The organism is Alicyclobacillus tolerans, assembly GCF_048984885.1.
Classification (GTDB): Bacteria; Bacillota; Bacilli; order Alicyclobacillales; family Alicyclobacillaceae; genus Alicyclobacillus_I; species Alicyclobacillus_I tolerans.
The window spans coordinates 2,041,511-2,054,198 of the sequence record NZ_JBMGNK010000002.1; the positions used below are offsets into that span (position 1 = coordinate 2,041,511).

Here is a 12,688-nt window from a genome sequence, read left to right on the forward strand (position 1 = left end):
ATACAATCATAGAACATCACAGATATCCTGTTCCTGGATAATATAATAATCATTACTCGCATTATAGAATTCAGTGAAACTATCGATTCCTTCGTGTGACTAAAAACAGCAAATTCTCAAGTAAAGAAGTATCAGCATCTATTGCATGTAACGATTGAAGAGCAAGCTGTTCTTCAGTTTCTATCGCCTGTTTGGTTGCTTCAATGCCAATCAGCGCAGGATAGGTCAATTTGCCATGTTCTTGGTCACTTCCTGCCATTTTTCCCATAACGGCAGTATCCCCAACAACATCTAACCAATCGTCTACCATTTGAAAAACCAACCCTAAATGGCAAGCAAACTGATGTAAAGAATGATATTGAGAATCAGAGACTTCAGCGGCAATGGCTCCCATTTCAATCGCAGCTTGCAACAATTTACCAGTTTTATAAGTATGAATAAAACGCAACTTTTCCATTGTCATTTCGCCAAGCTGCTGCTCAGCTTCCATATCAGCTGCTTGTCCAAGTACCATGCCTTGATGGCCAGCCGCTTCAGCTAAAAGCGAGATCATGCGTATACGAATTTCGGCAGAAAAACTTGTAGAACGACTGATACAAGAAAATGCTGCAGTTTGTAGCGCATCGCCAGCCAAAAGCGCCATAGCATCACCAAAAACCTTGTGATTCGTAGGTTTGCCACGGCGTAAATCGTCATTATCCATACATGGCAAATCATCATGAATTAATGAATACGCATGAATACACTCTAATGCACAAGCAGCGTCAAGCATTTTTTCTTCTGCGACGCCAAATGCCCTGCCAGTGGCAAGAGCAAGCAAGGGCCGAATGCGTTTCCCATCCGCAAGTAGACTATAACGCATGGAATGATGCAGCACATGAGACGAATCGGGAACTATTCTTTGCAAGTGTATTTGTATGGCTTCAATCCAAGTATTTACCCAACCTTGGGTCACGACCATCCCTCTAATCTTCAGAATTCGCTGCTTCACCGGAAGGATTTAATTGTTCAATTTGAAATTCAGCTTCATTCAATTGTTCACGGCAATACTTGACCAAATCCATTGCGTCCTTATAACGCTGAATGGAATCTGCCAAGGACAATTCTCCTGATTCCAAATGCCTGACGGTTTCTTCGAGTTGCTTCATAGCTGACTCAAATGTCAAGTCTGATTTGTTCATCTACCCAGTCATCCTCTCTACGAACCCTAATACTCCCATCCGCCAATTGCACCTGACCGTAACTTCCGATTGGCAAATCATCTTTTTTGGTAATGACCTTGCCATCCTCTCGTCTCAGAATAGAATAACCTCTTTGAAGAACAGCCATTGGATTTAAAGCAACTAAGGAAGAGGTTAATCTTTCAATTTCTATATTCAAACGGTGTAATTTTCTTTCTGCTAATTGACCCACTTTTTGTTCCAAATGCAACAATACTGTTTTTTCATCGGCAATCCTCTTTTGGGGCATTACCTTTTGCAAGCGATCACGCAAAATCTGCCATTGCTTGTCTGCCCGTTGTAAGGGACGAGATATATTTCGAGAAAGAAGATTTTCAAGATAGTCTACAGCTTGACGTCTTCGGTCAACCAGACTCTCTGGACGTGATAATACTGGACGTGTAGTTAATTGCAACAGGGTACGACGAGAATCCACCACTTTACGTCTGACAATTTGTCGCGATCGGAACAAAACTTCATCAAGCCATTCTTGCAACTCCTGTTTATCAGGTACAGCCAATTCAGCAGCAGCAGTTGGTGTAGCCGCACGAATGTCTGCGGCAAAGTCGCAGAGCGTGACATCAGTTTCATGTCCCACAGCAGAAATAATAGGTATAGGACAATTGGCTACCGCTCGAACCACGCTTTCTTCATTAAAAGGCCACAGTTCTTCCAGAGAACCTCCACCACGGCCGATAATTATGACATCTACGACTGGATTCATAGTTTCCAGTCGAGAAAGAGCAGAAACAAGTGTAGGAGCAGCTTCTGGGCCTTGTACCAAAGCAGGCGATAGAATAACTTGAGCTAAAGGAAAACGCCTCTGTATGGTTGTACAAATATCTCGAATTACCGCACCGGTAGGAGAAGTGACCACACCAATTCGTTTCGGATACGAAGGAAGAGATTTTTTTCGACCTTCAGCAAACAAACCTTCGCTCTGCAACCGATCACGAAGTTGTTCAAAGGCGATATACAAATCTCCCAATCCATCCGGTTGCATCGTATCTATATAGAGTTGATATTGTCCATCTCGTTCAAATACTCCTACACTGCCCTGACATATTACTTTCATCCCATCTTCTGGGCGAAATTTCAAAAAGCGATTTCTTCCCTGAAACATTACAGCCCGAATACGACTTGTTTCATCTTTTAAAGTAAAATACATATGACCGCTGGTATGATATTTAAAATTAGAAATCTCACCTGAAACCAAACACGATTTAAAATTAGGATCCGATTCTATTTGGAATTTAATGAAGCGGTTTAATTGAGCAACCGTCAAAATAGATTGTGCCACCTGTTGACTCAATTCGCCCACCCTCTTCGCAACGAAGCCAGGCGCACCGTATTGGACAAAAGTGAGGCAATGGTTAACGGACCTACACCACCAGGAACTGGCGTAATCGCAGAGGCTATGGGCTCAACTTCAGCAAACCTTACATCTCCTGTCAATTTCCCGTTGACAAACTCACTGCCAACATCAATCACAACAGCGCCAGGTTTAATATCGTCCTTACCTATCAAACCGGGAGAACCAGCAGCTACAACGAGAATATCTGCCTGCCGTGTGAAATCTTGCAACCTTTTCGTCATACGATGACACACAGTCACAGTGGCATTCGCATGTTGCAGAAGAGCAGCCATAGGTTTACCCACAATATTGCTTCTACCAACCACAACAGCATGTTTACCGACAATGTCAATTTCATATTCATGCAAGAGACGAAGGATGCCCGATGGAGTACATGGCCAGATGCGCGGTCGACCCAGATAGGCTAGTCCAGCATTTTCCGGATGAAACACATCCACATCTTTCATTGGATGAATACTATCCAGTAACTTTTCACTATTCAACTGCTCAGGAAGTGGCAATTGCAGCAATATCCCATCCACTTCCTCATTACTGTTTAACTCTTCAATCAGTTGCTCAATCTCTTCAGATTTTGTGTGCACAGGCAAAGTATGGATAACACTCTGCATACCAACACGTTCTGCCGCTCGATGTTTATTTCTAACATAGGTTGCCGAAGCTAAGTTGTCACCTACTAAAATGACATCTAAACGGATTTCACGGATTCGGGAATATGCTGCTAATTCAGCTTCCAGTTTCTTCGCTATCGTCTTGCCATCCAGGATAATTGCCATAAGAGCCACCTTTCAAACCAGAGAAACACTATTCTTTACGATTACTGCTGTGTCCCGGGCTTAGTTTTGATTTTGGATCAATATAAGTCTTAGCATTGTTGACCGCTGTTGGCGCCTCGCCAAATCCGGTGGCAATCAACTTGACTTTACCTGGGTAAGTAACAATATCGCCAGCCGCGTAAACACCGGGTATATTCGTTTCCATTTTTGTATTTACTCTGATCTCGTTCTTTTCAATGTCCAATCCCCAATTGGCAATAGGTCCCAATGATGCAGAAAATCCCAAACCACTGACTACAGCATCGACTTCTAATTGATAAATCTCTTTGGATTGATTATTCACAACATCAACACGTTCCAGACGTTCCAATCCATAGAGAGCAGACAGTTCACAAAAAGTCATCACTTCTATTCCAGATGCCTGTAACTGTTTGACACTCTCTTCGTGGGCACGAAATTCTCCACGTCGATGAATTAAATAGACTTTTTTCGCTACGCCTTCCAGCATGAGAGCAAAATCGAGCGCTGTGTCTCCACCGCCAACTACCAGTACAGTTTGCTCACGGAATCGTTCCAGGTGATCGATGTAATAATACACACCTTTCCCTTCAAACGCTTGCGCCCGTTCACCGGGTAACGGACGCGGTGTAAATGCACCTATGCCTGCGCAAAGAATAACAGCTTTACCCAGGTGCACAGTTTTATTCGTTTTAAGTTCAAAGACACCATCTTCATTTTTTGTTAAATCTTCTACTCGTTCATCCAAATGGATACCCGGTTGAAATTGTAACGCTTGTTCTTTTAATTGATTAACAAGTTCTCTGGCCAATACTTTTGGAAAACCGGGAACATCATAGATATATTTTTCAGGATAAAGAGTGGCTAATTGACCCCCCAGTTCCGGCAAACTATCGATAATTTTGCAGGTAGCCTCCCTCATTCCACAGTAAAAGGCTGCAAACAAACCAGTTGGGCCGCCACCTACAATCAGAATATCCGTAATTTCTTGATTTCCTTCCAGTGAATGATTCATTCGATTCCCTCCACTCATCCAATACAGGTCTTTATAAATATGATGGAAAGACGGATTATCTCTTTTGTATAAAATTCCTGGCAATCATTGCTGTACCAAGTGCGTTATCAGAGCTATACGATACAGGCGCATAATACACATGAAAATTTTTAAACTGTTTGTTAAGACGATACTCGATACGCTGTCGAATGGTTTGATTGGCAGCAACCCCTCCCGCTATAACAACCTCTTCCACTTCAGGATGAAGTTGTATGCCGTGACTGACTGCTTTAATGACCGCATTGGCTATCGACAATTCGACAGCACGTGCTACTATCCCTGTCTCCACACCGTTGTCAAGAGCTCGCAAAGCTGCCGCACACGGACCAGAAAAACTCATACTTGATCCACGAACAGAAGAGGGTATAGAAAAAAGAGAGTTTTCATTCGACCAAGCAGAAGACTCAGCCAGCGCTTCTATATGAGGGCCAGCGGGAAAAGGTAGACCCATAGCTGTGCCAACGCGATCGACATATTGCCCTGCATGCAAATCTGCACCTTCCCCCAGAGTTTCAATCCGGTAGCCAAATCGATTTTTTTTGACCAGAAGAACATCTGATGTCCCACCAGATAAATGTACGGCAATATAAGGCGAGTCATTAGATTTTCTAGAAATAAAATACTCAGCTGCGGCAAGATGATTCTCTTGATGGGAAGTTCTAACAACTGGAAGATTCCCCCAAGCAGCAGCTAGAGTGCAGGCAATCGACCAGCCCGCTTGAAAAACCGGCATATAAGAGACAGCCAATGGACGCGGTCGTATAGAAACACCAATACCACGACATGCTGAAAGAGACACTAATGAACTGAGTTGATAGGTAAGATGCTGAAATAAAGTAGGAAATTGCTGCAGATGATGAAAATGCGCCTCACTTTGGCGCAGACCTACCTTGCCCGATTCCACTGGAAGAATCTTGCGACTTTCCGCTAAAATTTCACCCGCTTCGGACAGAGCCAATATGGAAGTTGTATAGTTACTCGTGTCAATCCCAAGGTACCAAGCTTCGTTCAACTGCGCATCGCCTCGGCAGCTGGTACGAGTTTTGCCAACACACCGTTAATAAACTTACCGGAGTTTTCTGCACCAAATTCTTTTCCCAGTTCGACCGCCTCATTGATGACAATGCGAACTTCTGTAGTATTGTCAAACACCAATTCGTATCCTGAGAGACGAAGAATACATAATTCAACCTTACCCAGTCGGTCTAGAGACCAATTTTCCAAGGAGCGCACCAACAACTCGTCCAACTCTTGTTGATGATTGACGACCCCAAACACTAACTGTTGAATAAATTGCATTTCTTCATCTGACACTTTTGTCTCGCCAACCGCATAAGCTATTGCCTGCATGGTTTGCGCCTGGCCAATTTCAATTTGATACAAAGACTGTAAAGCAATGACTCGCGCTTCATGTCTAGTCAACGTCTTCACTCCATATAACGATCCGATAGTAGCTTATCTAAAATCTTCCTCCATGATTGCCGCTCTTCCAGAATACGCCCCACCGCAAAACCTAACGCTGCTAACACGAGCAACAGTATCATAGACCAAAAACCAAAAATCATCCAAAGAAACCACAATAGACAGCCAGCCCAAAAACCTAGCCATCTACGCTGCATTGTCCAAATTTTAATTAGCCACTGTTTCCATACGGGCATGGCTCACTCCACCCACGCTTTCGCACCTTTGACACCTTGTCCAGCAATATGGACAACGTTAACTCCTACATTGGCAACATGGACGCCCGCTATACGCTCTACATACTCTTTGACTGCCAACTGAATTTGTTCGGACAGTGTCTGCAATTCTGTGTCTGGCAACGCTTTAACGCGTGTAAAAAGCGCTATGCCATCTCCTGTTTGACGCACACGTGTTTCAAACTCTTGCACGCCACGGATAGATTTGCCCGTCCGATTGGCCAACTGTTCAATAGTTTCATAAGATATGCGAATAATCCCATGCTGACCAGACAATTCAAGATATTCTTGCGTCGTATGAAGAGTCTTGTAGAATAAAAAGCGTATGGCAAGCAACAAGAGGAGAACTGCGGCAACAATGATATAGATATCCGCCGGGTACAAAGTGGCCAACGAAAACCAACCGTTTGCTCCCATACCATATCCTAAGACATATACACCGATGGCGATTGCTGCCAATGCCGAACCGATCGACAATAATACTAGCAAGATTCTATCCAAAATACTCACAGTATCCCCCCGTTGAGCCGCATGACTGAATTACATGCTACGCAAAGCACGTTTCTCATTTGTCGCCGCGTTTTCCCCTTCGCGTTCTTTATCGTTCGGGAAAACAACACCCACAACATGGACGTGCACTGACTCTACTTGTAAGCCCGTCATACTTTCTACCGCTTGCTTAACTCGCTCCTGAACTTGATAGCTTACATCAGGAATACTAACTCCAAATTGTAGCGCAACCGAAACGTCTATAGCACATGCTCTATCTTCCTGTAAAAACTGTACTTTTACACCTTTACTCAAATTTTTCCGACCAAGCAACGACTCCGTCAATCCACCTGCAAACGAGCCGCTCATACCTGCAACACCCGGAACTTCACTCGCTGCCAATCCAGCTATAATCTGCAATACCTCATCCGCAATTTGAATTTTCCCAAGTTCTGACGCTGAATAACTCATATCTTGCATTCTCGCCACTCCCCCTTCGTCAGTTCGCCTAGATTGTATGACGAGCCTCATATAACTTATGCCCATTCTACCGAAGTCACTCATCATTGAAAAGCAGGATTTTCAACCCTATTACCCATTATGATGATGAATGCGGAAAAGAGAGATTGTCATCTTTCTTCAATCCATCGGTTTCGGAAGAATGTCGTTTTCTTCCAAAAACCTTGTGGTTACATCACCTTGCACAAATTTTTCATTTTCCATAAGTGCTGCATGGAAAGGTAAAGTCGTCTTGATACCTTCAATGCGATATTCCGAAAGAGCTCTTCGCATACGCATAATCGCTTGTTCACGAGTAGGCGCCCAGACAATCAGTTTAGCAATCATTGAATCATAATTAGGGGGTACCGTATACCCCGGATACACCGCACTGTCAACTCGAACACCGATACTACCAGGTGGCCAGTACTCTGTTATCGTTCCAGGAGAAGGCATAAAATTACGATATGCATCTTCTGCGTTAATCCGACATTCAATCGCATGACCTTTTAATTGAATGTCTTCTTGTTTGACACTCAGCGGCTCTCCTGCTGCCGCCAAAATCATTTCACGAACAAGATCGACCCCTGTAACCCATTCTGTAACAGGGTGCTCTACTTGAATCCGCGTGTTCATTTCCATGAAATAGAATTCACCATTGTCGGCATAAATAAATTCTATGGTACCAGCACCTACATATTGAACCGCTTTAGCAGCCGCTACAGCAGCTTTCCCCATCGCTTCTCGTTTCTCTTCTGTAAGTACGGGACAAGGTGCTTCTTCTACCAATTTTTGCAGCCGGCGCTGCACAGAACAATCTCGTTCACCCAAATGAATGACATTCCCATGTCGATCCGCCATAATTTGAATTTCCACATGACGCATCCGTTCTATATACTTTTCCAGGTAAATACCACCATTGCCAAAGTTGGCTTCCGCTTCACGCTGCGATGTGAGCACGGCTTGGCGTAAAGAAGCTTCATCTTTTACAATGCGAATTCCTTTACCGCCACCACCAGCCGTTGCTTTAATAATGACTGGATAGCCAATTTGTCTAGCAATCTCAATGGCTTCTTCTTCACTTTGAATCAATCCGTCGCTCCCCGGAACAGTGGGTACGCCAGCACGTTTCATGGTCGTTTTGGCAATCGATTTGTCTCCCATCGCTTCGATAGCAGACGCGCTTGGCCCTATAAAAGTTATTCCACACGCCTCACAAGCTTCGGCAAAATCGCTATTCTCAGAAAGAAATCCATAACCCGGGTGAATAGCGTCGACACCCGTCAATGTAGCGACAGAAATCAGACTGGGTATATGTAAATAGCTCGATTTTGAAGGTGCAGGTCCAATGCAATAAGCTTCATCAGCGAGCATCACATGCATTGCATTGCGATCAGCCTCAGAATAGACGGCTACTGTCTCGATCCCCAATTCCTGACATGCACGGATGATGCGCACTGCAATTTCTCCACGATTGGCTATCAACACTCGCTTAAACATCACGCCACCCCTTAGACTAGACGTACTCGAAAGAGTGGTTGTCCATATTCTACAAGTTGTCCATTCTCAGCTAATATTTCAATAATTTCACCTTTTACATCGGCTTCAATTTCATTCATGAGTTTCATCGCTTCAACAATACAAACAACCGTTTTAGGATCTACCTTACTCCCTTTTTCAACAAACGGTGGAGATTCGGGCGCAGGTGCTCTATAAAAAGTACCTACCATTGGCGAACGAATGAAATGACCCTCCTGTTCTCCAACATTCTCTTGCGTTGGTTTGGTGTCTGATTGAGAAACTGGAACTGGAGCAGATGGTACTGGCTGGCTTTCTGGTGTTTTAGGTTCTGCGTATACAACGGTCGATCGCGTAGAACTATTCTCTACACTTGCAGGAACTGCTACCGTCGTTGCATCCGCTTTCTTCATCAACACTTTCATTGTATCTGTTTCAATTTTAAGTTCATGAATGCTTGTCTCATCCAAGAGTCGAATCAACTCGCGGATTTCACCAATTTTTAACACCCGAACGTTCACTCCTTCATCCCTCATTGTGCACTTTTCCTAGTATAGCACAAGGTTGTTATCAGACTCATCAACTAGCGAAAGACTATATTAAATCCTGTGCACAGAAAAAATTCCCGGAACCATGACTCCGGGAATTTTCTGACCCACTGGAACGATAGATAACTGCATAATAACTGATTACGCATGCGGAGTCACAATGATATTGGTCATTGGCACTCCAAGTTGCTGAGCAACCAGATTCATCACTTGCACCGCATCGTCAGCAGAAAGTTTCTTGGCTGATACATAGACAGTAAACTTATCATTTGCATCGGGTACCACTACACACTCTTTATAACCTGCACCTTCGACGGCATCAACCGCGTTGGCCATCTGTCCTTTTAGGTCCATTAACTGTTTGATTTGGTCTTCGGCAGATCCGATTTGTTCTGTAGAGGCGTTGCTGTTGGCTATGACTGAGCGAAGATTGTCCAACGTCTCAGACATGTTTTTATCTACTTGGGTCTGGGTTGCCACAAAGAAATCAACGCTAGACTCAGAAGTGCTTTGACTGCTGCTTGCATTGAGAGAAGGACTGGTGGATGAACTTGCACTATCAGGTGTTCCTACAGTAGTTGTCACTGAAGGAGATGAGGCATTCGTTGTTTCTGTTGGATTATTCATCGTGTAGTAGCCAATCAACATCAGGGATAGGACCATCATTGTGGACAGCCATACTGTCTGTCTTTTTACCATTCATTCATACCTCCCAATTTTATCACTAGCCAAGCTTTTGAGGCTCCACACTTATCTTATATGCAGGCACGTCCAACACATTCGTAATTGCGTTAATGATTTCTGATTTTGCTAGAATAAAATCTTGTGCTGCTACGGTAACTAATACACCTTCAACCTGAGGCGCACTTTCCGTCACTTCAACAGGTGTCTCCGAACCATCGCTATTATGGGTGGTAAAAATCTGGTCGTTTTTGGTTTGCGTACTCGTGACACTTTGCCCTTGATGCGTTGTTGAAGAACTGGATTGAGTATTCTCTGCAAACTGGACTTGATCGGAAGCTTGAAGGTTCACCATGACATGAACACCATAGACCCCGGAAATTTGCCCCAAAATATTCGTTAAAGTACTGTCGAGCTGTTGCTCTTCAGTAAACAGATTGTTATTTTGCGAAGAAGTTGGTTGTAGTGGATTTTGCGTTACATTCGCTGACTGAGCGGCTGTCCCGGTTGCATTCGCAGCGTTGCTGGACTGATGATGCCAAAAGTTACCCATCACAAGCAGCAGGGCTCCCAACGCACCAATAGCCAGCAAAATCTTTTGATTTTGAATGGGCTTGAAATCCATATGTTCTCCCCCGCTCCTTCAATCCGCAAAATGAATTGTTACATTCGGCTGACCCATCCAATGGATAATAAAAGCTTTCAAGGCAGATTTAGAAATTGAAGGAGGCCAACCAACAATATTGACCGACGGTTGACCACCAGTAGCCCCACTGATCCCGACTTGCAAATCATCTATTTGAAAATGAGATTGGATAGCTTGATGTAATTCACCAGCTAAAAGTTGATTGGCATCTTCCTCAGTCTGTGTAGAGAGTTCATTTTTCACTTCATGGGTCTGCAGAGTTGTCCACGCGGTATTTTCTGAAGATGAATCCGATCCGCTCAATAACCGAATGGCTGAGCGTTCAAAATCCTGACTCCAGTGACCCTGCAACATAGGCACTATCGGTTGCAGCATGGCAGCAATAATTGCCAAGCCGAAAACCATGCGCACATATCGATGCATGGATCCTTCTGGTAACAAAAGTTCTGTAAAAACAGCCAACAAAACTATAGAAACCAGACTGCGCAGCCAGGCTCCAAGCAGTGTCACGCCATCATCACCGCCACATTGGCTGATGCCAGTAAGATACAAATTGCCAAAAAGAACATCAGGGCTACTGCAAGTACACATCCAAATACAAGCAACAAAGACTTCGCCAATGTCGCGAGACAATCTAAAATAGCTGATTCGCCAAGCGGTTGCATTAAGGCCGCACTACCGCTATAGATAAAAGCCATAGCAAGCAATTTGAGTGCGGGGAAAATCGCAATCAAAGCGATCAGTAAAAGTCCTGTCATTCCTACAGCATTTTTGACTAAAAGCGAGGCACTAAGAACGGTTTCCGAGGCATCCGCCACTGCTTTACCAATGACGGGAACAAAAGTCCCGACCGAATACTTCACAGCTCGTAGCGTGACGCCGTCCACAATCCCTTTGCCAATGCCACGAACCGTCACAACCCCGAGAAACGTCGTCATACAAAGGCTGAGCATAGCTAACCCAGTCATACGTAGAAGAGCGGCTAATCGCGTTAATGAATAACGAGTGGACAACGAACTTGTTACATCCAGAATCGCGCTGAAGAAAATAAGTGGAAAAATAAGAAAAAAAACAACATTCGTTATCAAATGAACAACAAAAAGCATCATAGGCTGGAAAAAGGCAGCCGTGGCTACTGAACCTGATGCTGCAAGCAACGCTACTGCCAAAGGAATGGTTGCAAGCATGAAATGGTCCATTGTTTCAATCGCGTGTTTGGCTGTACCCACTGCTTCAGTAAATGAACCGATGGCGAGGACAAGAAGCACCAAAAAGATCACTGCATAGGCAATTTGGCTGACCGCTTTCTGCTCAAACGCTGTCTGCATTGTTTCTAATACTGAAGCGAGTACCGCCAAAATAAGAATTCCACCCACCAGTCGAGCGTGATCGAGCACAGCATCCAAGAAATATTTCGACAGTCCCGCCAGCAAATGGCTGGGATGAAATCCACCGTCAAACACAGCTCGAAGCAACGATGTTCCCTGGATATCAGGAAGATATCCGTTATATTGGCTCATCAGATTCCGCCAAAATTGATCCAGACTATCCGTAGGCAATTTATCTATTTGGGCAAGAGCTGCTTGATGAATAGTTTGCGCTGCAGTCTCTGTAAGCGGATCGGCCATGACCTTGTAACCTAAAGCCTGCAACCCAATACAGATGAGGATAGAAAGGCCAAGCAGTGATATTCGGCGTAGAGAAGACACTGACATGGACAATACCTCCTCGCCTGGCAAGCTGGATGCGATAGAGATGGGAGGTTGGGATAGTTCACTGTGGCAACAGGTGCATGAGCGACTGAACTACATCATTGACGATTGGGATAGCCAAAATGACAATACTTATTTTCCCAGCCAATTCAATTTTACTAGCCAATGCACCTTCTCCAGCGTCTCGAGCAACTTGTCCAGCAAACTCCACGATATAAGCGATGCCAATAATTTTTAAAACCGTTGAAAAAAAACCAGAATCGATATGCGCACTACTCGACAACCCACGTAGCATATCAAGGACAACCGAGATATTCTGAATCACGCTCGTAAACAGCAAAATGCCCGCTAAAAGGGCTACGAGCATGGCAAACTGCGGAGCGTAAGAACGCAGCACAGTGGCCAGAATGGTAGCTGAGAGCCCAAATCCGACTAGTTGCATGATGTGCACGCGTTCGC

Annotated in this window: 17 protein-coding genes; all 17 read right to left on the reverse strand. The window is 44.3% G+C overall.

Features of this window, described 5'->3' with window-relative positions; translation table 11 throughout:
- Nucleotides 1–79: 79 nt before the first annotated feature.
- Nucleotides 80–955: a polyprenyl synthetase family protein gene (locus ACOJUR_RS10260; RefSeq protein WP_306954414.1), complete on the reverse strand. Its 876-nt coding sequence runs from the start codon at nt 953–955 to the stop codon at nt 80–82.
- A 10-nt stretch (nt 956–965) separates the two neighbouring features.
- Complete coding sequence (xseB, locus tag ACOJUR_RS10265) at nt 966–1,181, reverse strand: exodeoxyribonuclease VII small subunit (RefSeq protein WP_072874193.1); 216 nt, start codon at nt 1,179–1,181, stop codon at nt 966–968.
- Nucleotides 1,156–2,532 (reverse strand): exodeoxyribonuclease VII large subunit, encoded by a 1,377-nt coding sequence (xseA, locus tag ACOJUR_RS10270; RefSeq protein ID WP_420949934.1) that lies wholly within the window; start codon nt 2,530–2,532, stop codon nt 1,156–1,158. The genes xseB and xseA overlap by 26 nt, the downstream gene beginning before the upstream one ends.
- Nucleotides 2,529–3,368, reverse strand: a complete 840-nt coding sequence (locus ACOJUR_RS10275; RefSeq protein WP_203115422.1) for a bifunctional 5,10-methylenetetrahydrofolate dehydrogenase/5,10-methenyltetrahydrofolate cyclohydrolase — start codon at nt 3,366–3,368, stop codon at nt 2,529–2,531. The genes xseA and ACOJUR_RS10275 overlap by 4 nt, the downstream gene beginning before the upstream one ends.
- A 28-nt stretch (nt 3,369–3,396) precedes the next feature.
- Nucleotides 3,397–4,401, reverse strand: coding sequence for an NAD(P)/FAD-dependent oxidoreductase (locus ACOJUR_RS10280; protein ID WP_420949935.1), 1,005 nt, complete (start codon nt 4,399–4,401; stop codon nt 3,397–3,399).
- Nucleotides 4,402–4,456: 55 nt separating this feature from the next.
- On the reverse strand, nt 4,457–5,452 hold the full coding sequence (locus ACOJUR_RS10285) for a Kae1-like domain-containing protein (RefSeq protein WP_420949936.1): 996 nt from the start codon (nt 5,450–5,452) through the stop codon (nt 4,457–4,459).
- Nucleotides 5,449–5,862, reverse strand: a complete 414-nt coding sequence (gene nusB, locus ACOJUR_RS10290; RefSeq protein ID WP_420949937.1) for a transcription antitermination factor NusB — start codon at nt 5,860–5,862, stop codon at nt 5,449–5,451. The genes ACOJUR_RS10285 and nusB overlap by 4 nt, the downstream gene beginning before the upstream one ends.
- A gap of 5 nt (nt 5,863–5,867) precedes the next feature.
- Nucleotides 5,868–6,098, reverse strand: coding sequence for a DUF2273 domain-containing protein (locus ACOJUR_RS10295; protein WP_072874187.1), 231 nt, complete (start codon nt 6,096–6,098; stop codon nt 5,868–5,870).
- A 3-nt stretch (nt 6,099–6,101) separates the two neighbouring features.
- A complete protein-coding gene (gene amaP / locus ACOJUR_RS10300; protein ID WP_420949938.1) occupies nt 6,102–6,647 on the reverse strand; it encodes an alkaline shock response membrane anchor protein AmaP in 546 nt (181 codons plus the stop codon).
- A gap of 30 nt (nt 6,648–6,677) precedes the next feature.
- Nucleotides 6,678–7,106: an Asp23/Gls24 family envelope stress response protein gene (locus ACOJUR_RS10305; protein ID WP_072874185.1), complete on the reverse strand. Its 429-nt coding sequence runs from the start codon at nt 7,104–7,106 to the stop codon at nt 6,678–6,680.
- Nucleotides 7,107–7,265: 159 nt separating this feature from the next.
- Nucleotides 7,266–8,627: an acetyl-CoA carboxylase biotin carboxylase subunit gene (gene accC / locus ACOJUR_RS10310; protein WP_072874184.1), complete on the reverse strand. Its 1,362-nt coding sequence runs from the start codon at nt 8,625–8,627 to the stop codon at nt 7,266–7,268.
- Nucleotides 8,628–8,635: 8 nt separating this feature from the next.
- Complete coding sequence (gene accB, locus ACOJUR_RS10315) at nt 8,636–9,163, reverse strand: acetyl-CoA carboxylase biotin carboxyl carrier protein (protein ID WP_420949939.1); 528 nt, start codon at nt 9,161–9,163, stop codon at nt 8,636–8,638.
- Nucleotides 9,164–9,331: 168 nt separating this feature from the next.
- Nucleotides 9,332–9,889 carry a SpoIIIAH-like family protein gene (locus tag ACOJUR_RS10320; RefSeq protein ID WP_072874182.1) on the reverse strand — a complete coding sequence of 186 codons (558 nt, stop codon included), beginning with the start codon at nt 9,887–9,889 and terminating at the stop codon, nt 9,332–9,334.
- A 25-nt stretch (nt 9,890–9,914) separates the two neighbouring features.
- Complete coding sequence (locus tag ACOJUR_RS10325) at nt 9,915–10,496, reverse strand: hypothetical protein (protein WP_203115419.1); 582 nt, start codon at nt 10,494–10,496, stop codon at nt 9,915–9,917.
- A gap of 18 nt (nt 10,497–10,514) precedes the next feature.
- Nucleotides 10,515–11,027, reverse strand: coding sequence for a stage III sporulation protein AF (gene spoIIIAF, locus ACOJUR_RS10330; protein WP_420949940.1), 513 nt, complete (start codon nt 11,025–11,027; stop codon nt 10,515–10,517).
- Nucleotides 11,024–12,232, reverse strand: coding sequence for a stage III sporulation protein AE (gene spoIIIAE, locus ACOJUR_RS10335; protein ID WP_072874179.1), 1,209 nt, complete (start codon nt 12,230–12,232; stop codon nt 11,024–11,026). Before spoIIIAE ends, spoIIIAF begins: the two co-directional genes overlap by 4 nt.
- A 58-nt stretch (nt 12,233–12,290) precedes the next feature.
- A complete protein-coding gene (gene spoIIIAD, locus ACOJUR_RS10340; RefSeq protein ID WP_306954537.1) occupies nt 12,291–12,671 on the reverse strand; it encodes a stage III sporulation protein AD in 381 nt (126 codons plus the stop codon).
- Nucleotides 12,672–12,688: the final 17 nt, after the last annotated feature.

Bases quoted from the DNA above. Each gene is read 5' to 3' on its own strand.
- spoIIIAE (WP_072874179.1), bottom strand. From the start codon at position 12,232: ATGTCAGTGTCTTCTCTACGCCGAATATCACTGCTTGGCCTTTCTATC.
- ACOJUR_RS10320 (WP_072874182.1), bottom strand. From the start codon at position 9,889: ATGGTAAAAAGACAGACAGTATGGCTGTCCACAATGATGGTCCTATCC.
- ACOJUR_RS10275 (WP_203115422.1), bottom strand. From the start codon at position 3,368: ATGGCAATTATCCTGGATGGCAAGACGATAGCGAAGAAACTGGAAGCT.
- ACOJUR_RS10280 (WP_420949935.1), bottom strand. From the start codon at position 4,401: ATGAATCATTCACTGGAAGGAAATCAAGAAATTACGGATATTCTGATT.
- ACOJUR_RS10295 (WP_072874187.1), bottom strand. From the start codon at position 6,098: ATGCCCGTATGGAAACAGTGGCTAATTAAAATTTGGACAATGCAGCGT.
- ACOJUR_RS10325 (WP_203115419.1), bottom strand. From the start codon at position 10,496: ATGGATTTCAAGCCCATTCAAAATCAAAAGATTTTGCTGGCTATTGGT.
- spoIIIAD (WP_306954537.1), bottom strand. From the start codon at position 12,671: ATGCAACTAGTCGGATTTGGGCTCTCAGCTACCATTCTGGCCACTGTG.
- ACOJUR_RS10305 (WP_072874185.1), bottom strand. From the start codon at position 7,106: ATGCAAGATATGAGTTATTCAGCGTCAGAACTTGGGAAAATTCAAATT.
- xseB (WP_072874193.1), bottom strand. From the start codon at position 1,181: ATGAACAAATCAGACTTGACATTTGAGTCAGCTATGAAGCAACTCGAA.